This window comes from Roseomonas populi (assembly GCF_024594815.1).
Taxonomy (GTDB): domain Bacteria; phylum Pseudomonadota; class Alphaproteobacteria; order Acetobacterales; family Acetobacteraceae; genus Roseomonas; species Roseomonas populi.
Genome location: NZ_JANJOU010000018.1, coordinates 97,790 through 117,738 on the forward strand (window position 1 = coordinate 97,790; position 19,949 = coordinate 117,738).

The window sequence follows — 19,949 nt, forward strand, 5'->3', positions numbered from 1 at the left end:
GCTGATAGAGGTGCGGTGCGGCAGCGCATGCTGGAGGACGCGATCCCCCTCACCCCCGACATGATCCGCGAGCTCGCGCGTCGCTTCGGCGAGGTACAGCGCGCGCAGGAGGAGAGCACAGCGTTGATCGCCTCGCCGGTGAGCCGGCCGGTCAACATCACCTTCCAACCCGGCCAGCCCACCTCGATCGTGCAGACGGTGCGCGGCTACCCCACGGCACTGAGCTTCTTCGACGCCACTGGGCAGCCTTGGCCAATCGCCTGGGACACCAACTCCAACAACGCCAACGTGTCGGGCGGCGGCGGTGCCGGCGTGGGCGGATGCTCGACCTCGCCCAATGCTGGCCCGGCCGGGCCTGGTGGCCCCTCGGCGGATATCGCGGGCTTCCACGTCTGCGTGCCGGTGCGCGGCTCCAACACTATCCAGATCACACCGATGTCGATCAGTCCGCGTGGTGGCCTGTTGGTGAACCTGCAGGGCGCGCCCAAGCCGGTATCCTTCCTGATGGTGTCCGGCCAGACCCGCTACGATGCCGACGTCAGCATCCACGTTTCCAGCCGCGGGCCGAACGCCCGCATTCAGATCGACACGCGGCCCAACGCTCCGGTGACGGGGGCGCCGTATCTGACGGCCATGCTGTCGGGTATCGCCCCGGCGGACGCGGTGCCGCTCGCCGTCAGCGGGGTGTCACCTGACGACGTGCGGGCATGGCGCCTGGGCAGCCAGATCTACCTGCGCACGCGGCACACGCTGATGTCCCCGCCCTGGGATGCTTCCCAGTACGGCGAGGGCGGCACCACGGTCTATGCGCTGCCGCCAACGCCGGTGGTGCTTCTATCTGTCAACAATCGCACGGTTTCGGCCGAACTGAGGGAGGAGCGCTGATGTCCGGCACTGCCATCCGCCGCGGCTTACGCGGCCCATTCAACAAGGTCGGCTCTGCCGGTCCGATGCGCTTCGTGGTGATTGGCGGGATCGGGTTGGTCGTCGTCGGCGTTATCGTCACCGCCACGTTGGCAGGCGACGATCCGCTGCCGGAAAGCCGCGTTGCGCGGCAGGCCAGCGTCAACTCACTGCCCGGTGGAACCAACTCCACACCTTACCAGACGCGGCTTGCTGTTGCCGAGAACCAGCGCCAGGCCGAACAGGCGCAGGCCCAGGGACGATCCTACACGCCCCCCATCAACGCCAGCCAGCGGGTGACCGACGTGGCGGCGCTGCTACCGCCTCCGGCTCCCGCTGCCACTGTCGCCGCAGGTCCGCCTGCCCCTCCACCGGCGCAGGCAGTGCAGGCCCGTGCCACGACCGCCGCTCCACCTGTGCTGTTTGAGACGCCGGCCCCGCGGGCGCGGATCCAACCGGCCGTGGCGGCTGCTCCGCAGCAGAACCCAGTCCGCACGGTATCGCAGACCACGACGCAGCAGCAGCCGGTGGACGATCCCGCCTTTCGGGAGGCGATCAGCCGGATGATGGGAAGCTGGCAGGGGCGACCGGGAAGGACCACTGTCACCCTTGCCCCACCGAGTTCGGCCTCGGCCGCCGAGGGCGAGGACGGACGGCGCGGCAATGGCGGATCCCCGCCTCTGGCGCGTCAGGTCTCCTCTGGCGAGGTTACGCCGGCTGCGGCTACTGCCCCCCTGCCGTCGCGTTCCACCGCCGCTCCACAGGGGCGCGTGCTGGTTCCGGCCGGACGCGGCATCTACGCGCACACCGTTCTGGCGGTGAATAGCGAGAGCGGCGGCCCTATCGTGCTGCAGGCCGACACCGGACCGATCGCCGGCGCCCGCCTGATCGGCACTTTCAGCAAGCCAGGGACGATCAGCCGCCTGGTTGTCCGCATCAACTCCGTGCAGTTCCAGGGACAGGAGATCCCGGCCGAGGGGCTCGTGATCGCCCCTGACACCATGGAAACTGCTGTGGCATCGAGCGTCGATCAGCGCCTGGGTGAGCGTTTCCTCCTACCCGCCGCGGCGGCTTTCGTGGCGGGACTGGGACAGGCGGTGGCAACCACCTCCAATACCTTCGGCCAGGTCAGCCCCTTCGGCGGTCAGTCCTACATCACCCGACTCAACCCCGAGCAGCAGCTGGCGGTCGGTGCCGGGGCTGCGGCTCAGCAGGTCGGGCGAGCCCTGGAGCAATCCGCACCGCGTGGGGCGCTGGTCCATCTGGCCGCGAACGCTCCCGTTGGGGTCATGTTCCTGTCGAACCTTACGGTCCCGAACTAGGGCCTGAAAAGGCGCGGCGCCGTTCGCGCCGCGCCACGCCATCCTGTCCACCTCTGACAGGTAGGGCACCATGGACACCCACGTCCCCGACAACACAATCGTTCCGCCGCTGTCGTCGCGGCGTCCCCAAGTGGCTCTGCCGGGGGAGGAGACGGAGCTCCCCGCCGATGCTCTTCCCGAGCTCCCGGAACCCGAGACCCCTCCCCCGCGCAAGAGCCGTCGCGGCGCACTGCTTGGCGGCGCAGCCCTCACTGCTGTCGTCCTAGCTGCGGCCGGGGTCTTCCTCGTTTCTCCCTACAACACGATCCTCCCGATCGGCGTACAGGGCGCTGTCGCGACGGCTCGCCAAGGTGCGCAGAACACCGTGCGCCACGCAGCCGATGCCATGAGGGGCCTCGTGGCGCCGGCCGCACAGCTGGCAACCGCGCCCACACCGGAGGCCGTACCGACGCCGGTCCGCGAGCCGCCGCCCCGCTCGACACCGGAAGCCCAGCTCGGTGAGATCCTCGCCTATCAGCAGCGCCAGGGCACTCCGAGCCCGAGCCGCCCCGAGGCTGCTCCTGCATCGGAGCGCCGTCCGGTGCCCTCGACGCCCCTGGCAAGGCGGGTGGGGGAGGCCACGGTTCCGTCCGATCAGTCGGCGGCGACACCGAACCCGGCCGTACCGGAGGCAAGCCTTCCGCAACCGGCCCCAATCACACCGCGGGCCGCACTGCCGGTCGTCGCACAGAACACCGCTCCTCCGCCGCCTCAGGCCGACGCCGCTGCGCCAGTAGCCGCGCCCGTTGCTCCGCTTCCCCCGACGCCGATGGCCGTCGCTGCGGCCGCTCATGCTCCCGTAGCTCCCGTGGCTCCTGTGCCCCTGGTGGTTCTGCCGGTGCCGGCGCCGCCATCCCCGGCTGCGACACCTGTGGATCCGGTGGCAATCGCCGCCAACCTGCGCCCGGCCCCCATGACCACACAGCAGCAAGTGGAGGTGCTGGGGCTGGTGACGGAGATGGCGGTCATCATGCGAAACCGGGAGGAGCGTGACCGGCAGCTACAGGCCGACCTCGCCGCCACCAAGGAACGCCTCGAGGCAGCAACCGCCGACTTCGGCCGCCGTCTGAGCCTGGCCGAAGCCCGTGGCGCGATGAACGCGGCCATGGGCGCTGCCGCCCCCCCGGCCCCTGCCCCAGTGCAGGCAACCGCGCCGCAGGCAGCTACGCCCGTCGCCGTCCGTGCGCCGGCATCGGCGGCACCGGCCACGAACGATGGTGTGCGGCGACGCTACCGCGTTCAGGCGGCCTCGCCCGGTCTGGCGATGCTGTCGGAGGTGGACCGCACCGGCGAGACCGGATCGCAGCTGCAGGTGGCCGTCGGCGACGACGTACCGGGCTACGGCAAGATCACTGCGATCGCTCAGCAGGGAAGCAGCTGGGTAGTCCGCGCCGAGCGCGGCAACATCCAGTAGGAGACGTCGGCAATGCAGGGCTTCGTTAACTTCGCAGCCGACATCGGCGTTGCGATCGCCTACCTGGTGCCGGCCCTTGCCTACCTCATGGCGATCGGCACCTTCCTGTTCGCGGGCTGGGGCTTCTGGCAGCAGGCCCAGCCCGCCAGCCCATTCCGAGGCAAGCCCTGGATCCCTGTCGTCTCGTTGCTGCTGAGCGGCGTCTTCGCGGCCTTCCCGCGCATCCTGACCCTCGCCAGCAACTCGGGCGGTGGCTCCGTCACGATCGGGACTGGAAGCGCCTTCGGCTACGTGCCGGCAGCCGGGGCAGGTGGAATGCTCGGCAGCACGCCGGCCGAGACCGTCATCAACGTGGTGCAGGTGTTCCAGGGCTTCTTCCAGGCCTTTGGCGCCATGATGGCGCTGCTGGCGGTGTTCGCATGGTGGAGCGTCATGCGCAGCGCCAGCCGGCGAAGCATGGGAAGCTGCTTCGTGCAGTTCGCTTTCGGGGTCGCGCTCATCAACGTGCTGCCACTGTCACGTTTCCTGGCCGCGATTTTTCGCGCCAACGCCTGAAAAAGTCTGGCGCCGTGCGCGCCGATTTTCCCGATCCTACCTCCAGAGGCGCCACACGGTTCCTCGACAACAGGAAAGCGATCCCCGTGAAGTCCATCAGCTCCGTCATCGTCACCACCCGCCGCCGGTCGCTGAAGGCCGGCATCGTCATGCTGGCCGCCGGCGCGGCCCTGCTCGCCTCCGGCGAGGCCTTCGCCCAGGGAACCCCCAGCACCTCCGGCATCGGCGGTCAGGTCGGCAACATGGCCCAGGAGGCCACCATTGCCGGCGGCAATCTCGGTTCCATGGCCATGTACCTCGCCGCGCTGCTCTGCCTGATCGGCGGCGCCTGGGCGCTGTGGCAGTCCCGCCAGCCGCAGAACCGCGAGGGCGGCAAGGTCGCCATGGGCCTCGCCGGCATCGTGCTCTGCGGCCTGTTCGCGACCGGCGGCGTCTGGATCGGCAAGGCCGCGCAGACCGCCTCGGGCGGCGCGGCGACGGTCACCGGCACCAACGCCCCCGTCACCTTCGGGAACTGAGCCCGGTGCGCTTCCTGCCGCTCTCGCTGACCGCCCACCCCACCGCCTGGGGCCTGGGTCCGGCCGGCACGGAGTGGCAGGAGCCAGCCAAGGTCGCCGACGCCCCCTGCCGGTTCTGTGGCGCCTTCGCCGCGGGTCGGCAGGAAGCGTTCCATCTCGACGGCGACCACAACAACGGTCGCTCCGCCAACCTGGTCCCCGCTTGCACGCTCTGCCACCTCGTCCAGCACCCCGACGTCGCCGCCCGCCAGCGATCCGTCATGCTGGTGTGGCTGCCGGAGATAAGCCAGGCGGCGTTGTTCATGTTGGCCCGCACCGCACAGCTTGACCTGCTCGATGCCGGTGCTGACCCCACCCTCGATGAGCCTCCCCCCAAGTCGAGCGGCGTGGTGGATGCGGCATGGCGCGCGCTGTCGGCGCTACGGGCGCGAGAAGGGCAGGCACGATCGCGGCTGCTGACCGACGATCCGAACGTGCTCGGGGCCGCCCTGCTGGCACTGACACCGCGGGCCTTCCGTGGACGGTCCAACCTGTTGTCGGGCATCCGCATGCTGCCGACCGGCCGCATGCTGGTTGATGGCAAGGATATCTACCCCGCTCTGCTCCGCGCCTGGGCCGGGCGGCCCGATGCGGCGGCCAAGCCCGCACCTGTCTCCACCTCACAGCCATCGAGGACAGCCGCATGATCGGCGCCATTTCCCGCCTCCTGGCGAGTATGTCCCTCACCCTCAAGCAGCCGCTCGGCTCGTTCTGCGATGTCGAGACCACCCACGGCAACGCCCTGGTCACCAAGCATTCCGACTACCTCAGTGTCATACGCATCGAGGGCATGCGGCGCATGGCCACGCGCAAGGACGTCGAGCGTATCGCGCTGGCCCAGCGGGTGGATGTGTCGGGTGCGCTGGAAGATCCGGGGCATGCCATCGTCGGCTGGTTCATTTCCGACCCCGACCAGTCGGCGGTGGAGATCGACCGCCTCAACCTCAACTCGTGTCGCACCATCGCTCGCGAGCTGGGTCTCAACGTGTCCGACGTGCTGAACGAGCGCGCTGCGCTCTGGCCGAAGGTGATGCGCTGGGAAGCGGCTTACTACGTGCTTTGGACCCGCCGCTCTGTCCTGACGAAGGAGGAGCGTAAGCAGATGGGCGAGGAGCAGGCGGCCCTGGCCAAGGCCGGTCCGCGCACCGGCGGCAGTCAGCGCTACTACCTGCGTTCCGACGTCATGGCGGCCAGGCATGATGCCTTCGTTCTGCGGGTGCTCGGAGCACTCAACGGCAACGATATCGCTACGCGTGAACTCGATGCCCACGAGGCCCTCAAGCTGACGCGTGAGACGGTGTACCGCGAAACCTCGGGCTCAGAGTGGAAAGCCACGCTGATGGGCGACCGGGTGATGCCGCGTGCCACGGAGGAAGGAGGCCGAAAGCCCGACGCAGCGCCCGGCATGCTCTGGCCGGCGATCCGCGAGCAGATCTTCCACTCTGACGCCGAAACGCAGGGCGGGCAGCGGGTACGGATCGGCGACAACGACTATGCTCACGTCGATATGGCAGTGGGCCCGGAGGATCCGCGCCCTTTCGTGGAGCTCTCGGCACGTCTTGGCCAAGATCGTGTCCCCTGGCGCGGGGCTATCGTGATCGAGGGCGGCGGTCGGTCGGCGATGCAGGTCAAGGAGACCGCGGCGATCTTCCTGTCGATGTTCCCCGGCAACGGTGACATTCGCCGCGCCTTCGACGGTTTGCGGCAGGAGCGCGACACCAATGGCCACATCGGGGTGAGGCTGCGTGCATCCTTTGCCACCTGGGCACCGACGGGAGAAAGCCAGAAGCTGCGTCGGCGCGCTTCAACCCTCACGCAACGGCTGGAGGGCTGGGGCAACTGCAAGGCCACCAGCATCGCGGGCGACCCACTGGAAGGAACACTGAGCAGCGTTCCGACGCTGTCACTCGCCTCGACCGGTACTCCGGGCATCGCACTCCTGGGCGATGCCTTCGCGATGCTGCCATGGAATCGCTGCGCCTCCCCCTGGGAGCAGGGCTCGGTATTGTTCACACGACCAGATGGCGCCATCTGGCCCTATGAGCCCGCCGGCAGCTCCAAGCGCCCACTGGTTTGCGACATCTTCGTGGCCCCGCCAGGCTCCGGGAAGTCGGTGCTGGCCAACACCATCAACCTCGGGCTGTGCCTGAGCACTGCGGTGCTGGGGTCCCGAGGCGCCAAGCTTCCGCTGATCGGCAAGGCGGATATTGGACCCTCCGCCCAGGGGTTCGTGCGGCTAGTGCGCGAAGCGCTCGGCCCGGAGCGGGAGCACGAGGCCATCTTCGTGACCATGCAGTTCCGGCCGGGCTACGAGGTCAACATTTTCGACCTGCAGGTCGGCTGCCAGTACCCGCTGCCGATGGAGAAGGCCTTCCTCCAGAACTTTCTGTCCCTGGCCACCATGCCCCCGGACGTGACCACACCCTTCGAGGGGCTCAGCCAGCTGATCGGCTACGTCATCGACGAGGCCTACCGGCTCTGCACGGACGTGCCGGGTGGCTCGCCCAAGCCCTACCGGGCCGGTGTGGAGCCCGCCGTCGATGCGGCACTGGCCCGCTACCGGGTTGTGCTGGAGCATGCGGAACCCTGGTGGCGCGACGTGGTGGACGCGCTGATCGAGGTGCAGGAATGGCGGCTGGCCGAGGTGGCACAGCGGCACGCCGTGCCGACGCTGGAAGATCTCGTGGTGGCGGCGCGGACCGACCAGGTGCGAGACATCTTCCTCGACCTGAGGATCGCGGAAACCAGCGAGGACGCGATCGGGCTGTTCGAGCGCTACATCTACGACGTCATCAAGAAGTTCCCGACGCTCAATGCGCCGACGAGGTTGGACTTCGGCCCAGCGCGGATCATCGTGCTTGACCTCGCCGCCGTGGCGCCGACCGGCTCTTCGGTGAACGACCGGCAGACCGAGATGATGTACCTGCTGGCCCGGCATATCCTGGCGCGGAACTTCACCCTGCACCCAGACTATGCGGAGTACGTGCCGGAGAAGGTGCGGGATTTCCAGCGCGCCCGGTTCGGTGAGATCCAGGAGTCGGTCAAGCGGCTCGACTACGACGAGTGGCACCGGACCAAAGGTAGCCCGCAGGTCCGTGCCCAGGCGGCGCTCGACGTTCGCGAGGGACGCAAGCACAACCTGCAGCTCGGCTTCGCGTCGCAGCGCCTGAACGACATGGGCGATGAAATCGTGAGCCAGTCGACGGGACGCTTTATTCTCGCCTCGGGCGACGAGAAGGAGCGCGAGCAGATGATCGAGCGCTTCGGCCTGAGCACGGCCAGCGCCGACGTGGTTCGCTACGCCCTGAACGGTCCGGGACCGAAGGGCGCACCGTTCCTGGCGGTCCTGCAGGCCGCCGGTGCCAAGTACGAGCAGATGCTGATGAACTTCCTCGGTCCGGTGGAACTTTGGGCCTTGAGCACCACGCCGGGCGACACGGCACTGCGTAACCGCCTCTACGCCGCGGTCGGCTTCTCCGAAGCCCTGCGCCGGCTGGCCCGGGTGTTCCCCCGCGGCTCGGCGGTAAGCGAAATCGACCGGCGCAAGAACGAGCGTCTCAAGCGCGGCGAACTGGACATGCGGGCGGAAGCCGGCGTGGTGGACGAGCTCGCGACCGAGCTGACTGACGGCAAGGGGCTGGGCATCGTGCTGCGCGATCTTGTGCAGGATAACGACCCGTCGCGGGTCCTGCTCGCGGCGGAATAAGGCAGCCGGAAGGAGAGGAGAGTGTGTTCACGCTGAACACACCCCGCCGCCGCTTCAGCGGTTGGCCGCTTTGTTGGTCCCGACGTTCTCGTGCCACTCCACCGGAAGACCATCCCACTCGGCCAGCTGCTTGCCCGGCCACTTCTTGCGGACGTAAACCACGAAACCCTCGGCCGTGGCCTCGACATAGCCCGACTTACTGTCCGTCAGCCGCAGGTGCTGCGTCAGGGCCTCGGCCTGCTCCTTCATGTAGTTGTCGCTCACGGTCGCAAACTCCTCTCGTGCGATGATGAATATAGGGACGGCCCGTTCGCGCCGAATTCCCGCAGTCTCCATCCCGACGAGGTGGAGACCCCCATGGCAAGCACACGACTGAGGTTGGCGCCGGCACTCCTGGGCCTCATGGCCCTGGCGGGCTGTGCCGGCAGCGGCCCGACGACCGAGATCGTCACCACCGGGATGCCCAATCCCGAGATCGCCCTACGCCGGTCGATGGAACAGGTGAACCAGCACATGGCGCAGCTGGGCGGGCTCAACCGCTCGGCCCTGGTGGCAGGGCAGGGCCCCGTGGTTCCCGAGGAGCTGCGCCGCCCCGTCGCCTTCATCTGGAACGGCCCCCTGGCGGACGGGGTGCGCAAGCTCGCCGGCACCATCGGCTACACCGTGGTCGTGTCCGGGGTGGAGCGGCCGCAGCCGGTCCCCGTGACCGTCAACCTGCCCTCGACCACCCTGGTCGATGCCTTCGCCGCCCTGGGCGAGCAGGCCGGCGCCTACGCGACCGTGCAGCTTGATCCCGCCAGCCGCACCGTGCAGGTGATGCACCATGTCTGAGCCGCGTCGCAGGGGCCGCCGCTCCATTCTGCTGGCCGCGACCGCCTTGGCTGCCCTGGCCTTCGCCCCGATCGCCCGCGCCGAAGGAAGCGTCAGCTTCCTCGCCAGCCCGCCGATGCCGGGGCAGGCGCAGTACGAAGCTGCCTCACGCACCCTGGCCGATCAGCTGAACCAGCCGATTACCGGCGCCGGCACCCTGCCGATGGTGGAAGGGGGTGACGCGCCGCCCTCGCTGGAAGCATTGCAGGCCGCGCGCCCCGGCGATCAGGTGGGTGACGGGCTCGAGACCGGCCGTGCCGAGACGCTGCGCCAGGCGGCGTCCGCCTACGGCGCCCAGGGCGGGCTGGCAGGCCGCTCCTTCGCCATTAACGAGATGCTCCGCCGCTATGAGGCCCAGCTCACCAGCACCTACGACTTCCGGCCTCTCGTGCTTTCGGTGGGTGGCGGCCAGACCATGATGCGCCCGCCCATCATCTCCGAAGCGCAGATGGCCTTCGCCCTGGGCGAGAACGGGCAGGTTGCCCGGGAAACCTCGTGCATCTTCGAGATCACGCGCGAGGCGCAGCTGACGTCTGCCCCACCGGACTGGCGCTCCTACCTCGTGCGCTCCTGGGGCACCCCGGCTCGCCCGGCCGACGCGGCGCTGCCGCGCACCCGCCAGGAGGTGAAGTACTGGGACAAGTGGGTGGCCGAGGGCTGGGCACAGGGCGAGAAGCAGGCGGTCAACATCTTCCTGTCCGATCTCGGCCGCCTGCAGCGCGACCTGATCGGCATGGCGCGTTTCCGGGTGCTGCTTCGCGCCGGGTTGGTCGAAGAGCCGCGGATCGCCTTCGAGACCAGCAACGCCGAGGGCGGCCGTTCGCGGCTGGCGATCGGCGACCGCACCGTGAGGATCACCGACCAGCCGGGGTTGCAACGCAACCCTCGTCGCTGGCAGCCAGGAGCCGGATGCCGATGAATGCCATCTCACAGATCGAGGCCCCGGGGCCTCGCCCTGAGGACGGTTGGCCGGAGGAGGGGCTGCGCTGGGTCGAGGACCCGCGCAAGCACGCCCCCGGCCTGGACTCTGTGCTGACCTGGGCCCACCGGGTGGGTGCGTCGCGCATCGCCTTCCAGACCGGCGATCCGGTGTGGATCATGGTCCATGGCCGTAACTACAGGGCCACTCGCATGGTCCTGACCGAGACCGAGGTGTCGGTCGTCACCAACCACCTGTACGGCGCCGACGGCACGGCGCGCCTGCAGGGCGGGTCGGACTTCGACGTCTCCTACGCCATCGCCGTCACCCGCTCGGAGCGGCTGCGCTTTCGCGTCAATGCTACCCCGATCCACACCAGCCGTCGTAGCGGCGCCAATCTCGTGCTGCGCCCCATCCCCGACATGCCGCCCAGCTTGGACGCGCAGCGGGTGGAGCCGGAGATCCTCGCCAACTACCGGCCGCGCGGCGGCTTTGTGGTGGTCAGCGGCTCGACCGGCTCTGGCAAATCGACGCTGATCGGCGGGTTCACAGTCGCCAAGCTGATGGACCCGGACGGCCACTACAACATCGTCGAGGGCGCGGCGCCTATCGAGTTCCTGCTTGACCGGCTCAAGGGACCGACCTCCACCATCGCGCAGACCGAGATTCCGCGCGATCTGCCGACCTTCGAGGCCTTTATCCGCGGCTGCTGGCGGCGGGAAGCTACCGACATCATCGTGGGCGAGAGCCGCGATGGCGCCACCATGTCGGCCTCGCTCAACGCCGCCATGGCCGGTTCCACGGTGACCACCACCATCCACGCCGATGACCTGGCGCTGACCATTCAGCGCATGGTGGCACTGTGCCCTGGCGACGAGCGCGACAACCTCGTCACCTCGATTGCTCAGTCGCTGCGGCTCATCATCAACCAGCGCCTCGTGTTCTCCACCGATGGCAAGCGCACTGCGCTGCGCGAGTTCCTGGTGTTCGATGCACCGCTGCGGCGCCGGCTGATGCAGACCAATCCCGGCGACTGGCCTGACCTCATCCGCACCACTCTGGAAGCGCAGGGCCAGTCCTATCGGGTCGCCATCGCCAAGGCGCTGGAGGAAGGCCGGATCAGCCCCGCGGTCGCCGAGGCCGAGATGAGGAGGGTCGGCTGATGTGGCGTAATACCGCCCTGCCCGTCCGCATCCTGATGCTCGATGCCCGTGCCTGCCTGCCGGTGCTGTGCCTGGTGGTCTACTGGAGCTGGACGACGCTCTATATCGCCCTGCTCGGCACCGCTTTCTTCGGGCTGATCTCGTTCTTCGGGCTGACCATGCCAGCGCTGTTCCGCGTCGTGCGCCGGTGGCTGGTTGGACGGCTACGTCCCGCCGTGCCCGCCTGGAACCGCCGGAGGCTGGCATGAGCGCACCCCTGGACCTCGGGACGGTCGGCCGCACCTTGCAGCGGCTGGTGGAGCGCGACGGTCGCCCGCTCGTGCTCCGCGACGGGGCCACCGGCCTCGACCACCGGCTGCCCGCTTCACTGGTGGCCGCGCCGGAGGGGCTGATGCCCAACTTCCTGGCGGCGGCCAACGTGGTGTGGCGTGCAGCGACCGGACGGCATCTCGGGATCGAGCAGGAGCGCGACCCGGAAGCATTGCTGGGCTACCGGGTGACGGCCATGCGGGGCGAGCCCTTCTCCGTGGTCATGCTTTCGGCGATGGAGGCGATCGGGCGTAGTGGCACTGCAAAGGCGCTGCTGGTCAACGATTTCGATGCTCTGTGGCATCAGCTTCGACCGTTCGGAGCCCCGAACTCCAGCAACACAGCACCCGGTCGGACATTGGGGCCGACACCATGAGAGCGCTGCTGCTGGCCGCTCTGGCCGCCGGAGCGCTGGTCGCTGCGCCGGCCAGGGCCTCCGTGTCGGACGGCACGGTGTCGGCCGTGACGGCATGCATCCAGGCCGCGGCCGCGCTGCACCGGGTGCCACCGGGGGTCATCGCGGTGCTGCTGTCGGTGGAGGGAGGCTCGATCGGGCGAGTAAGCGCCAACACCAACGACACGGTGGACATCGGCCCGATGCAGATCAACCAGATTCACTTGCCCACCATTGCCCGCCGCTGGAACACCACGCCCGCGGCGGCGCGAGAGGCATTGCTCAACAACTTCTGCGCCAATGTCGAGGCGGGCGCGTGGATCCTGCGTCGGGAGATCGACGGTGCAGGGGGCGACTTCTGGGAGGGGGTCGGTCGCTATCACTCCCGCACCGAAACCTACAAGACGCGCTACCTGCGGAAGGTCCTAGAGCACGTCATGCGGTTGCAACGCCTCGCGTCGCCCACCGAACGAGTAGCAGCCCGGTAGCACCATCTCCCAAGATACGGCGTACCTTGGTGAGGGATGGGGGCGTTTTTTCAGGAGCAGCGGAGGAAGCCGAGGCCGTTCGCGCCGGATGCCGGCAAGGTCATCGGGTCGCACCTGGAGCCGCCTCGATGCACCTTTTGCCCGGCCAGCCTGAGCCAGCCGATCCTCTGAGGAATGGAGACGCTACCGCCATTCGGCATCTCCTGATGCAGCAAGCCGAAAGCATTCAGGTGGCCTACCGTGGCGAATGGTTCGGCGATCACGCCGCGCGCCTTCTCACGGCCATGGCGCCGGTGCTGGCCTGGATGCGGGATCACCAGGCCATTCGCCTGACCAATGGGGTCGTCGGCTACGCGATGCAGCTCCGTGCGATCGCGTCACTCGCGACCCGGCGCGTGTTCCTGGCACAGGCGGGTGGTGCGGGCTGGATCAGTGAACTCCCGGCGCGAGAGATGCCGGAGACGCTCGTTTACCCGCTCAACGCCTACCTCAAGGAGCTGCCGGGCTACGACACTACCCAAAACTTCGAGGACCAGAGGTGTGACGAAGCCCGCCGTCATCACAGCATGGTTCTCTTTCTGCTCCTGCCATTTTGCAGCACCGGAGGGCGACCGACGTGAGCGGCAGTAAGGGCGCCGGACGTTCCGGCTGGGCGTCGAGCGACGACTACACGTTCCTCAGCCTCATCATCATCACGATCGGCCTTGGCCTCGGCGGCTGGATGCTTTGGAGCCTTCACCATGCCGAGGTGGTGGAAGCCGTGGCTACCGTTCAGTTATGGAAGATGTCGGCCCTAGCCAGGGTGACCCGCGAGCTCGACGGCCTGTCCCAGCTGGTGGCCCACGCTCGCTATCCGACAGTGACCTTCGCCGAGTTGATGGCGATGTGCGGCATGGTCAACGCGGTGGTCCGCGTTCCCGCTGCTGGGCTGATTGCTGCCCTGGCGCTCGTCTGCTTCGTCTGGGCGCCCCCCGCACGCTTCAAACGCAAGCTCGATCTCGAGGGGCTGGCCAGGGAGCAAGCCAGCTTCTTTCGAGCCGCTGGCGCTTACCTTGGCCGGGGCCTGCGTCTCGTGCCGCTCGGTGATAGCGCGCCGCGGCCTGCAGATCCCGCCTTGCACGCCCATGAGTGGGTCGCACGCCTGCCGGAGATAAGGGAGGCAGAGCCACCAGCGCAGGAGGGCACCCAGGGCGAAGCCAAGAGGATATGGACCAAGCGCAAGACCTTAGGCTCGCCCGTCTACGACGCGGCCAAAGTCACCAAGGGGCTGATTGCACAACTTGGACCTGTCTGGCGCGGGGCAGCGGCTGCTCGCCCCCCGGCCCGCATCATGTTCGCGGCCATCAGCCTGCATCTCGCGGGCCGTCGGGAGGAATGTCTGACGCTACTTGGCGACTTGGCGGAGGCGCTCGCCTCTGACGCCGAACAAGGCCCGGCCGGGCCGGAACGGCCGCTGGAGGCCCCACCCGATGTGCTGGCAACGGCCGACGCCGTGATCTCCGACGGCAACCTTCGCATCCCTGCCGAGTCCGCCGCGCGGCAACACGCCTTCGAGACCACGGCATTGATGGGCTTGCTCAACCTTGCCCGGCTGAACAGCGGCGTGCTGGCACCGCCGCAGTTCAACGGCCTGAAGCTGATGGATCGCAATCTCTGGTACGCCCTGCACTCGCTCGGCTTTCCAGGGCACGGGCCGGGACAGAACTCCCATCCTAACCCCCGCGTGGAAGCCATCGGCGCCCGCGCACACTGGGAGAACGAGCGGCAGGCACGCTGCGCGCTGTTCAATCCAGAAATCTCATCCGCCCTGCATGCCGTTCGCGCCGCGATCGAGCAGCATCGCATGGACCAAGAGGAGCAGACATGATGGCCAGCAGCGACGTGCGTGATCGAGTAGAGCGTGGTTTCTCCCGCGAAGTGCCGCTGGGAGACTGGGCAGGCGGTGTCGGTGGGCGACCGGAAGGGATGCACATCCATCTCCACCTCGGCGAGGGTCCGCCCGCGCGCCGGCGCCGCCCTCTTCTGATTGCGATGCTCAGTTCTATTGCCCTGGTAGTTGCTTTCGGTGCCGGTCAGTTCAGCGCTCCGCGGCCCGCCAGCCGCATCGCGGACCTGGAACTTCCGGCCGACCTAGCACTCGCGCGCCGCATTGGGCCGTTGACTACCCCGAGTTTCGTCCCGGCGGCGCCAGCGAACACGGCGGGCCAGTTGCCCGCCCAGCCGCAGCTGCCCCCGGCACTGCAGCTACAGCTCGCACAGCCGCCCCGCATCGTGCTGCCCGCCACAGCCCCGGCGACCGTGACGCCGCCGGCTACCGCGCAACCGGGGTCGGGACCGCGCAACGCCTTCGGCCTGGAACGCTGAGACCCATTCGATGATCCAGCGCGAGATCTCCGGCCCACAGAACCAGTTCGAGCGTGGCGGCGGCATGGGCTACCGCGACGTGCGGCCCCTCACCGTTCGCCTCGCCGAATTGATCGGAAGCCAGTTCTCCGGTCTCGCGCTGGGGGCGGCGGCCGGCGTGTCCTACGTCTATCCAGCAGCCATCGACCTGCTGGTGCCTGCATCCCTGGCCTACGCGGGCTGGGTGATGCGTCGCCGGATCAAGCTGCCGTTGCGCCTCCCGCGTAGCGCCAACTGCCTGGACTGGAATTATCCCAGCCCGGTCGACCGCACGCCGCAACGGGCAGCGGGCTCCATCTTCCTCGGCGTCGACCAACTCACCAGGCAGGAACTCTGGATCACCAACGAGGACGGGCGTCAGCATGGCACGATCCCCGGCACCACCGGCGCCGGCAAGACCACCGCCATCCTGAGCCTGCTCGCCAACTCGCTGACCCATGGCTCGGGTTTCGTGCTGGTGGACGGCAAAGCCGACAACCAGTTGTACGGCCAGGTGATGGCCATGGCCCGACGCTTCGGGCGCGAGGACGACGTGCTGGTGCTGAACTTCCTCGTTGCGTCCGGGATCAAGCAGAGCAACACCTTCAATCCCTTCGCAGCTGGCAACGCCGATGCCATCCGCGAGCTTCTGGTGTCGCAGCTTGGCGAGCAGAAGTCCGAAGACAGCAACGGCGTCTTCCGCACCCGCGCCGTGGCCTTGATCGCGACCATCACCCCGGTTCTGGTGTGGATGCGAGACAGGCAGGGGGTGCCGATCAACATCGAGACGATCCGCTTCGCCCTGGAACTTCGCTCGATCTACACGCTGGCGATGCACCGCATCTTTCTGACGCGCGACAAGATCAACGGCGATGTCTCCAAGGTTCAGGTCGTCGACATGCCGGAGGAAATCATCTACCCGCTGAAGGCATACCTCGGCGAGCTACCGGGCTATGATATCAGCGTTCCCTACAACGAGCAGAAAGGCGACGAGCCTTCCAAGCAGCACGGCTTCGCGCTGTTCTACTTCACGGGCGTTTTCTCGCAGCTCTCGGTAAGCCTCGGTCATATCTTCAAGGTGCTGTCGGGCGACATCGACATGCGCGACGTGGTGCTGAACCGCCGTATCCTGGTGGTCAACCTTCCAGCCCTGGAAAACTCCGACGATACCTTGGCCGCGCTGGGCAAAATCGTTGTGGCATCGCTGCGCGGCATGTTGGCGCAGCTGTTGGGCGCCAAGCTGGAGGGCAACAGCAAGGAGATCTTCGCACTCAAGCCGGGCATGGGCGAAGGGCCATTCCACGTCGTGTTCGACGAGGTGGCGTACTACGCTACCAACGGCATGGATCGCATGCTGGCCATGGGGCGCGGCCTGAACATCATGTTCTGGCTGTGCTTCCAGGAGGTGTCGGGGATCTGGGCACGGCTGGGTGAGAAGACTGCATCGCTGCTGGGCAACGCGAACCTGACCATCGCCATGCGGCAGCAGGACGCCAACCGCACCCGCGAGTGGATCGAGAAGACCGGCGGCGAAACTGAGGTCACGCAGGCCACATCGTTCGTGGCGGGCGAGGCAGGGCAGTACCGCGAGGGTCCCTCGGCCGAGGTCCGCAAGGTGAACCGGGTGTCCTGGTCGGATCTGCAGAAGCTGCTGGAGGGTGAAGCCATCGTCATGCTCGGCGGCCGCCGGGTGTACGCCAAGCTGTTCTACGCCGACGTGAAGGCCGACGGCCCAATCCGCCGTAATCGTCCGCTGATCCTTCCCGGGCTGTCGCGCGACGGAAACGAGACAGGCAAGACCGTTAAGGACGTCGTCGTGCAGCTGGAAGGCGGGCAGGTGCCGCGCAGCACCGAGCCACAGGACGATCCCGTGCTGTTCGCGATGATCGAGGCCTTCAAAGGAAGCCCGGCACCGACCGCAGAGGGTCGGGTCGCTGCCGCCATTGCAGCCGCCGGCAAGGCGCCACGCCCCACCCCGGCCAATGACGTGCCGCCAGAGCCACCCGTCACCACCAGCCATCCCATGCTGGAGGACATCACCACCTCCTCGGCGGAAGAGACCACCGCCAAGAACCCGGCCGCTTCTCCTGCGTGGGGCGTCGTGGGCGACAAGGCGGCCGCGGCCGCCATATCGGCCATTGAGGAAGCGGGTGGCGCTTCTTCGGCCGAGGCGGCTCGCACCGGGCAGGCAGTCGCCCAGGTGCTTGCCGAAGCCACGATCCTCACCTTGCCGGAGCCGCCGGCGATGAACAGCGAAGAGTTGGCGGCCAATCTGAAGCGGCTGCTTGAGCAGGTGGCGGCGTGACCGTCACCGATCAGCCCAGCCTCGAGCCGGTGCTTGCAGCTCTACGCCGGCCGGCGACGCTGGCCAGCCTCGCTTCCACCTGTGGCCGCTCGGTCAGCGATGTCACCCACACGCTGCTTCTGCTGCTTCGCAGCGGTCGCGCGGTGGCTTACTGCCGCGACCACTACATCCTGCGGGATTCGCATATCGACTACCTGGACGGACCATCGTCGGAAAGTCACTCGGTGAGCCGCCGCATCATGGCGGCGCTTGGCAGGCCGGAAGCGAGCACGACGGATCTGCACCAACGCATCGGGCTTCCGGAGACGGAAATCTACGAGGAGTTGGTTGCCCTCAGCTGGCTCGGTGCGGTGGCCAGCGTCAGGAGTAGACAGGTGAGGTACTGGTTTCGCAGCGATGCTCTGGGAGCCAAGGTGAGCCGGCGGCGCAGGGCGGAGCACATGGCGGCGCGGGGAGCAGCACTGGTGCTGTTCGAGAAGCCTCATCGTAGCAGTGAGGTGGCGCGAGCCATTGGCTACGGCGTGAACGTGATGAACGATCTCGTGCAGGACCTGCTGCACAGCGGCCAAGTCATCCGTGTTGGCAAAGGGCAGTACGCGTTGCCCGCCTCTGCCTTGCCAGCCACGACGGTCGTAGCACGCAGCCATAGCTGGGTGGATGGCTGCCGACCTCAGCCCGTTCGGGACGCGATCCTGCTTAACCTCACCGAACCACGCCAGGCCGTGGACATCGCCCGCGCGATCGGCCGGACCGTGCCCAACGTCACGGGGCATCTCCGGGCGATGACGACGCTCGGCTTGGTCGAGCGGGTGGGATATGGCCGCTACGCACGGCCGGGCACGCCGGGTTTGCTGCCCATCGAGCAGCGCAGTTTCCACAGACCAGGCACGCCCACAGCCCTGGCGGGGGCATGACAGCACTCGGCCTTGGGGCGGGACCGGATCGGGGCACATCCAAGTAGCCCCTCATTTCCTAGCCACCTCAAGTCCGCTTACCTACATCCACCTGCATGTCCCGTTCTCCTGCTGCCGACCTGGCCCCCCTCATCAAGCTCCTACAAGCCGGCGTCCCCCCCAACCGCGCTGCCGGCGAGCTATCTCGGGTCCTGGCCCTCTGGACAGCTGAACTCAAGGATGACGGGGAGCAGTTCCAAGAACGGCTATCCGGCTTGGCGGAGCAGATGACGACAGGGATCGAGGAGATGCACGAGGGCATTGCCGAGGCGAGCGACAAAGGGAAACCGACGCTTCGGCGGATTCTTGCGACACATGAGGCGGTGCTGGACGGGGTGCGAAAGGCGCAGGGGGCAGGGTAGTCTACGTCATCGCCCTACCATGGTGGAGTGGTAAGGCGAGGCACGAGAAGCAACTCTGCAGCCGGTCAAAACCTCAATGCAGAAATGCGAAGCAGCCACTCACGCTTTTCAACTCCCCTGACCTTGGACAAACAGCTGAAGCAGGGGGACGGGCTTAGACGTCCATTCGGGTCAATGCTGCGCCCACACCCTCGTTCCAGCACCCCCGCCAAACAGGACCACCTCGTAGGGAGTGCCAGGAATGTCCATGCCGGGTGATGAGGGGGGCATTCCCGGCGAGGCGAGCCCTCTGGCCCGTGGGCGCTCCGCAAGGAGGCGGCGAACGTCGGAGGCGGGGACGTGGCCCTCCACGACGTAGTCGCCCACCGTGGCCGTATGACAGGACTGGAGGGCGTCCGGCACGCCGTTCCTCGCCTTGACGGCCTGCAGGTCGGCGACGTCATGGACGACCGCCTCGAAGCCCGCCGCCTGCATGTGCCTGACCCACCCCTCGCAGCAGCCGCAGCTCGCGTCCTTCCAGACTTCGAGGGCGGGGCCCTGGGCCGCCCCGGCCACGCCGGCGGGCAGAGCTGCCGCAGCCAGCCCAAACCCCAGGAAGGTCCGTCTGGCGACGGCGTCGGTGAAGCTGTTGCCCATTAAAGTACTCCCTGGAAGCTGCTGAAGGGGCGCTTGCCCGCCGCCGCGGGTCGCAGGCCCCCCTTGCGGTCGGCGTCGTGGCGGCCGGGCGAGCAGTGTTCGCCTTCGGCGATCTCGTCGAGGATGGGGCACTCGGGCCGGTCGTCGCCGTGGCAGGCGTCCGCCATGCGCTCCAGCGCCTCGCACATCCGGGTCAGCTCGGTGATTTTGGCGCGCAGTTCGGCTGCGTGCTCGGTCGCGAGACGCTTCACGTCGGCGCTCGCACGGTCCTCATCCTGCCAGAGACCGATGAGCTGCTTGATGCGCTCCAGCGGCAGGCCGAGGTCGCGCGCCCGTCGGACGAAGCGGAGGGTCCCGACGTCCCGCTCGGAGTACACGCGATAGCCCGCCTCGGTACGGCCCGCGGCGGGAAGAAGGCCCACGCTCTCGTAGTACCGCAGCATCTTCGCGGAGACTCCGGAGACTTTCGCGGCCTGTCCGATGTTCAAGGGGACCTCCTCTTCAAGGCGCCGCCCGTCCTGGTCACCCCCAAGATGGGGATTCCCACCGTGGGAAGGTCAAGACGTACCCCCGGGGGCCGAGCATCCAGCAGGAACGGGGCATCCCGCAGGAAATGGTCCTTGACCTTCCTATCATGGGAAACCCCACCTTGCCGGTCACCTGAGCAACGAG

21 protein-coding genes are annotated in these 19,949 nt (G+C 67.9%); 18 read left to right on the top strand and 3 right to left on the bottom strand.

What is annotated here, in order from left to right; all coding sequences use genetic code 11:
• Nucleotides 1-27: 27 nt before the first annotated feature.
• The 7 genes from NRP21_RS18845 to NRP21_RS18875 all read left to right on the top strand — a co-directional run bounded on the left by NRP21_RS18845 (nucleotide 28) and on the right by NRP21_RS18875 (nucleotide 8,496).
• Nucleotides 28-885 carry a DotH/IcmK family type IV secretion protein gene (locus tag NRP21_RS18845; RefSeq protein WP_257717773.1) on the top strand — a complete coding sequence of 286 codons (858 nt, stop codon included), beginning with the start codon at nucleotides 28-30 and terminating at the stop codon, nucleotides 883-885.
• Nucleotides 885-2,225 carry a DotG/IcmE/VirB10 family protein gene (locus tag NRP21_RS18850; RefSeq protein ID WP_257717774.1) on the top strand — a complete coding sequence of 447 codons (1,341 nt, stop codon included), beginning with the start codon at nucleotides 885-887 and terminating at the stop codon, nucleotides 2,223-2,225. Before NRP21_RS18845 ends, NRP21_RS18850 begins: the two co-directional genes overlap by 1 nt.
• Before the next feature lie 919 nt (nucleotides 2,226-3,144).
• Nucleotides 3,145-3,678, top strand: coding sequence for a hypothetical protein (locus NRP21_RS18855; protein ID WP_257717775.1), 534 nt, complete (start codon nucleotides 3,145-3,147; stop codon nucleotides 3,676-3,678).
• Nucleotides 3,679-3,690: 12 nt separating this feature from the next.
• Nucleotides 3,691-4,233: a hypothetical protein gene (locus NRP21_RS18860; protein WP_257717776.1), complete on the top strand. Its 543-nt coding sequence runs from the start codon at nucleotides 3,691-3,693 to the stop codon at nucleotides 4,231-4,233.
• Between the two features lie 86 nt (nucleotides 4,234-4,319).
• Complete coding sequence (locus NRP21_RS18865; protein WP_257717777.1) at nucleotides 4,320-4,751, top strand: hypothetical protein; 432 nt, start codon at nucleotides 4,320-4,322, stop codon at nucleotides 4,749-4,751.
• A 5-nt stretch (nucleotides 4,752-4,756) separates the two neighbouring features.
• Nucleotides 4,757-5,437 carry an HNH endonuclease signature motif containing protein gene (locus NRP21_RS18870; RefSeq protein WP_257717778.1) on the top strand — a complete coding sequence of 227 codons (681 nt, stop codon included), beginning with the start codon at nucleotides 4,757-4,759 and terminating at the stop codon, nucleotides 5,435-5,437.
• Nucleotides 5,434-8,496, top strand: coding sequence for an ATP-binding protein (locus tag NRP21_RS18875; RefSeq protein ID WP_257717779.1), 3,063 nt, complete (start codon nucleotides 5,434-5,436; stop codon nucleotides 8,494-8,496). Before NRP21_RS18870 ends, NRP21_RS18875 begins: the two co-directional genes overlap by 4 nt.
• A gap of 54 nt (nucleotides 8,497-8,550) precedes the next feature.
• Here the strand turns inward: NRP21_RS18875 and NRP21_RS18880 are convergent, their stop codons facing one another.
• Complete coding sequence (locus NRP21_RS18880) at nucleotides 8,551-8,760, bottom strand: hypothetical protein (RefSeq protein WP_257717780.1); 210 nt, start codon at nucleotides 8,758-8,760, stop codon at nucleotides 8,551-8,553.
• A gap of 93 nt (nucleotides 8,761-8,853) precedes the next feature.
• Here NRP21_RS18880 and NRP21_RS18885 point away from each other — a divergent pair, with 93 nt between their 5' ends.
• The 11 genes from NRP21_RS18885 to NRP21_RS18935 all read left to right on the top strand — a co-directional run bounded on the left by NRP21_RS18885 (nucleotide 8,854) and on the right by NRP21_RS18935 (nucleotide 18,240).
• Nucleotides 8,854-9,327, top strand: a complete 474-nt coding sequence (locus NRP21_RS18885) for a DotD/TraH family lipoprotein (protein WP_257717781.1) — start codon at nucleotides 8,854-8,856, stop codon at nucleotides 9,325-9,327.
• Nucleotides 9,320-10,285: a type IV secretion system DotC family protein gene (locus NRP21_RS18890; RefSeq protein ID WP_257717782.1), complete on the top strand. Its 966-nt coding sequence runs from the start codon at nucleotides 9,320-9,322 to the stop codon at nucleotides 10,283-10,285. Before NRP21_RS18885 ends, NRP21_RS18890 begins: the two co-directional genes overlap by 8 nt.
• A complete protein-coding gene (locus tag NRP21_RS18895; RefSeq protein WP_257717783.1) occupies nucleotides 10,282-11,448 on the top strand; it encodes a type IV pilus twitching motility protein PilT in 1,167 nt (388 codons plus the stop codon). Before NRP21_RS18890 ends, NRP21_RS18895 begins: the two co-directional genes overlap by 4 nt.
• Complete coding sequence (icmT, locus tag NRP21_RS18900) at nucleotides 11,448-11,696, top strand: IcmT/TraK family protein (RefSeq protein ID WP_257717784.1); 249 nt, start codon at nucleotides 11,448-11,450, stop codon at nucleotides 11,694-11,696. The genes NRP21_RS18895 and icmT overlap by 1 nt, the downstream gene beginning before the upstream one ends.
• Nucleotides 11,693-12,133 (top strand): hypothetical protein, encoded by a 441-nt coding sequence (locus NRP21_RS18905; RefSeq protein ID WP_257717785.1) that lies wholly within the window; start codon nucleotides 11,693-11,695, stop codon nucleotides 12,131-12,133. Before icmT ends, NRP21_RS18905 begins: the two co-directional genes overlap by 4 nt.
• A complete protein-coding gene (locus NRP21_RS18910) occupies nucleotides 12,130-12,639 on the top strand; it encodes a lytic transglycosylase domain-containing protein (protein WP_257717786.1) in 510 nt (169 codons plus the stop codon). Before NRP21_RS18905 ends, NRP21_RS18910 begins: the two co-directional genes overlap by 4 nt.
• Nucleotides 12,640-12,845: 206 nt before the next feature.
• Nucleotides 12,846-13,259: a hypothetical protein gene (locus NRP21_RS18915; protein WP_257717787.1), complete on the top strand. Its 414-nt coding sequence runs from the start codon at nucleotides 12,846-12,848 to the stop codon at nucleotides 13,257-13,259.
• Nucleotides 13,256-14,506 (top strand): secretion/conjugation apparatus DotM-related subunit, encoded by a 1,251-nt coding sequence (locus tag NRP21_RS18920; RefSeq protein WP_257717788.1) that lies wholly within the window; start codon nucleotides 13,256-13,258, stop codon nucleotides 14,504-14,506. The genes NRP21_RS18915 and NRP21_RS18920 overlap by 4 nt, the downstream gene beginning before the upstream one ends.
• Nucleotides 14,503-15,003, top strand: a complete 501-nt coding sequence (locus tag NRP21_RS18925; RefSeq protein ID WP_257717789.1) for a hypothetical protein — start codon at nucleotides 14,503-14,505, stop codon at nucleotides 15,001-15,003. Before NRP21_RS18920 ends, NRP21_RS18925 begins: the two co-directional genes overlap by 4 nt.
• 10 nt (nucleotides 15,004-15,013) lie before the next feature.
• The gene (locus NRP21_RS18930) at nucleotides 15,014-17,326 is read left to right on the top strand and encodes a type IV secretory system conjugative DNA transfer family protein (protein ID WP_257717790.1); all 2,313 of its coding nucleotides are present in this window, start codon (nucleotides 15,014-15,016) and stop codon (nucleotides 17,324-17,326) included.
• Nucleotides 17,323-18,240 (top strand): helix-turn-helix domain-containing protein, encoded by a 918-nt coding sequence (locus tag NRP21_RS18935; protein WP_257717791.1) that lies wholly within the window; start codon nucleotides 17,323-17,325, stop codon nucleotides 18,238-18,240. Before NRP21_RS18930 ends, NRP21_RS18935 begins: the two co-directional genes overlap by 4 nt.
• Before the next feature lie 572 nt (nucleotides 18,241-18,812).
• Here NRP21_RS18935 and NRP21_RS18940 read toward each other — a convergent pair.
• On the bottom strand, nucleotides 18,813-19,277 hold the full coding sequence (locus NRP21_RS18940) for a DUF411 domain-containing protein (RefSeq protein ID WP_257717792.1): 465 nt from the start codon (nucleotides 19,275-19,277) through the stop codon (nucleotides 18,813-18,815).
• Nucleotides 19,277-19,765, bottom strand: a complete 489-nt coding sequence (cueR, locus tag NRP21_RS18945) for a Cu(I)-responsive transcriptional regulator (protein ID WP_257717793.1) — start codon at nucleotides 19,763-19,765, stop codon at nucleotides 19,277-19,279. Before cueR ends, NRP21_RS18940 begins: the two co-directional genes overlap by 1 nt.
• Nucleotides 19,766-19,949: the final 184 nt, after the last annotated feature.

Excerpts from the sequence above, each read along its gene's own strand:
- NRP21_RS18845 (WP_257717773.1), top strand. The coding sequence starts at position 28 with ATGCTGGAGGACGCGATCCCCCTCACCCCCGACATGATCCGCGAGCTC.
- NRP21_RS18850 (WP_257717774.1), top strand. The coding sequence starts at position 885 with ATGTCCGGCACTGCCATCCGCCGCGGCTTACGCGGCCCATTCAACAAG.
- NRP21_RS18860 (WP_257717776.1), top strand. The coding sequence starts at position 3,691 with ATGCAGGGCTTCGTTAACTTCGCAGCCGACATCGGCGTTGCGATCGCC.
- NRP21_RS18875 (WP_257717779.1), top strand. The coding sequence starts at position 5,434 with ATGATCGGCGCCATTTCCCGCCTCCTGGCGAGTATGTCCCTCACCCTC.
- NRP21_RS18885 (WP_257717781.1), top strand. The coding sequence starts at position 8,854 with ATGGCAAGCACACGACTGAGGTTGGCGCCGGCACTCCTGGGCCTCATG.
- NRP21_RS18890 (WP_257717782.1), top strand. The coding sequence starts at position 9,320 with ATGTCTGAGCCGCGTCGCAGGGGCCGCCGCTCCATTCTGCTGGCCGCG.
- NRP21_RS18895 (WP_257717783.1), top strand. The coding sequence starts at position 10,282 with ATGAATGCCATCTCACAGATCGAGGCCCCGGGGCCTCGCCCTGAGGAC.
- icmT (WP_257717784.1), top strand. The coding sequence starts at position 11,448 with ATGTGGCGTAATACCGCCCTGCCCGTCCGCATCCTGATGCTCGATGCC.
- NRP21_RS18905 (WP_257717785.1), top strand. The coding sequence starts at position 11,693 with ATGAGCGCACCCCTGGACCTCGGGACGGTCGGCCGCACCTTGCAGCGG.
- NRP21_RS18910 (WP_257717786.1), top strand. The coding sequence starts at position 12,130 with ATGAGAGCGCTGCTGCTGGCCGCTCTGGCCGCCGGAGCGCTGGTCGCT.
- NRP21_RS18915 (WP_257717787.1), top strand. The coding sequence starts at position 12,846 with ATGCAGCAAGCCGAAAGCATTCAGGTGGCCTACCGTGGCGAATGGTTC.
- NRP21_RS18925 (WP_257717789.1), top strand. The coding sequence starts at position 14,503 with ATGATGGCCAGCAGCGACGTGCGTGATCGAGTAGAGCGTGGTTTCTCC.
- NRP21_RS18930 (WP_257717790.1), top strand. The coding sequence starts at position 15,014 with ATGATCCAGCGCGAGATCTCCGGCCCACAGAACCAGTTCGAGCGTGGC.
- NRP21_RS18940 (WP_257717792.1), bottom strand. The coding sequence starts at position 19,277 with ATGGGCAACAGCTTCACCGACGCCGTCGCCAGACGGACCTTCCTGGGG.